At 41.5% G+C, this 2,174-nt stretch carries 1 protein-coding gene and 1 pseudogene; both read right to left on the reverse strand.

Going from position 1 to position 2,174, the window contains the following annotated elements; genetic code table 11:
* The coding region (locus VB796_RS23655; RefSeq protein WP_323349066.1) for an efflux RND transporter permease subunit at positions 1 to 1,880 on the reverse strand (1,880 nt) is incomplete at its 3' end.
* A 12-nt stretch (positions 1,881 to 1,892) separates the two neighbouring features.
* Positions 1,893 to 2,174, reverse strand: a pseudogene (locus VB796_RS23660) (efflux transporter periplasmic adaptor subunit); the annotation flags it as partial.

The raw sequence follows: 2,174 nt of genomic DNA on the forward strand, positions 1-2,174 counted from the left end.
AAGGAAGCACCCACACCGTCGGTCATCATACTAAAACCTGATAAACTTGAAATGGATTCTACTTCCGTGATTTTCTGAGCAATTTTATCAATCTCATTCATCACTTCTTCGGTACGTTCGAGCGTTGCTCCTACGGGCGTAGTCACGTTGGCATAAACTGTCCCTTGGTCTTCCGTTGGGATAAAACTGGTGGGTAAAACACTTCCAACGCCCCAAGTTGCCACACAAAACACTACTAAAATACCGAAGGTGATTAATCTACGATTGGCAATAATTCTGAGTAAACTACCATAACGTGCTGAAAGTCGGTCGTAAGCACGGTTAAATTTATCGAAGAAACGAGTTAAGAAATTCTCTTTTTTCCCTTCTAAATGTGGATTTTTGAGCATGATGGCACATAAAGCGGGCGTTAAAGTAAGGGCATTGACCCCTGAGATAACGATTGAAATTGCCATTGTCACGGAGAATTGTCGGTAGAAAACCCCAACTGGACCTGATAGAAATGCCACGGGAATAAATACTGCTGACATCACAAGGGTAATGGCAACGATTGCCCCACTGATTTCTTCCATGGATTCAATCGTGGCTTCTCGGGCGTTAAGGTGCTTTTCTTCCATTTTGGCATGAACCGCCTCGACGACGACAATGGCGTTATCAACCACAATACCGATGGCCAAAACCAAGGCGAAAAGTGTCAATAAGTTGATGGAGAAACCAAATAATTGCATGAAAGCAAACGTACCGACCAAAGCTACGGGAACGGCTAATACAGGAATGAGCGTTGAACGGAAATCTTGTAGGAATAAGAATACCACCAAAGCCACTAAAATAAAGGCTTCAATGAGGGTTTTGATGACTTCGTGAATAGAGGCATCCAAGAATCTCGATACGTCATAACTCACGGTATAGGTCATTCCTGGGGGAAAAGTGGTCGATTTCAGAAAGCCCAAACGTGATTTTATGTTGGCAATTACTTCGCTGGCGTTTGAGCCTGGGCGTTGTTTTAGTACGATGGCAGCCGATGGTTTTCCGTTTTCTTTGGAAAGTACATCATAATCTAAGGAACCAAATTCTAAATCGGCTACGTCTTTCAAGCGTAACATTTCACCGCTTTCAGTCGTTTTGATGACTACATTTTCGTATTGGTCTTTGCGGGTCATTTTGCCTGTATATCGCAAAACATATTGTAAAGATTGAGCCTGACGACCAGAACTTTCTCCTACTTTTCCGGGAGCTGCTTCTACGTTTTGTTCCTTCAAAGCTTTGATAATATCTTCCGCTGAAATCTCGTAAGCATCCATTCGAGCGGGTTTCAACCATACACGCATGGCATATTCTCTTGAACCCATAATGTCCACAAAACCAACGCCATCAATCCGCTTGAGTTCTGCTAATACGTTAATATCTGCGAAGTTATAGATGAATTTTTCGTCAACGCTTGGGTCTTCACTAATCAAGTTGATGTACATCAACATGGAGTTCACTTCTTTTTCGGTAGAAACTCCCGCTTTGATTACTTCTTCGGGTAATTCATCTAAAACCGTAGTTACTCGGTTTTGGACGTTTACGGCTGCTACGTCGGGGTCGGTTCCTACTTCAAAATAAACTTGGATGATAGAGGTTCCGTCATTTCCAGAAACAGAGGTCATATACGACATTCCAGGCACACCATTAATGGCTCTTTCAAGCGGAGTCACTACGGCTTTGGCACAAACTTCGGCGTTTGCTCCTGTATATTTGGTGGTAACCGAAACCGCTGGCGGAGCAATATCTGGATATTGGGTAATGGGTAGTCCAACCATCGCTAACACCCCCAAAAGCACAATAAAAATGGATATGACCAGTGATAAAACGGGTCGATTAATGAAATTTGTAAACATATTTTTTGAGGGTTATTCGGGTGTGTTTACGTAAGTTAAATCTTTTGAAATACTATTCATTTCCATAAATAATGGCTTCACAGTCATGCCGTCTTTCACGTTTTGAATACCCTCGTAAATAATTTTATCGTCTTCATTCAAACCTGTATCAACAATATAAAAATGTTGCATACGGTGATTTGAAGTAATCGCTTTGGTCTTTACCCGATTATTATTATCAATGACATAAACGTACATTCGGTCTTGAACCTCGAAAGTAGCTTTTTGAGGAATAATCAACGCATTCTTGTATTT

Origin of the sequence: Arcicella sp. LKC2W (genome assembly GCF_034931005.1) — a bacterium.
GTDB lineage: Bacteria > Bacteroidota > Bacteroidia > Cytophagales > Spirosomataceae > Arcicella.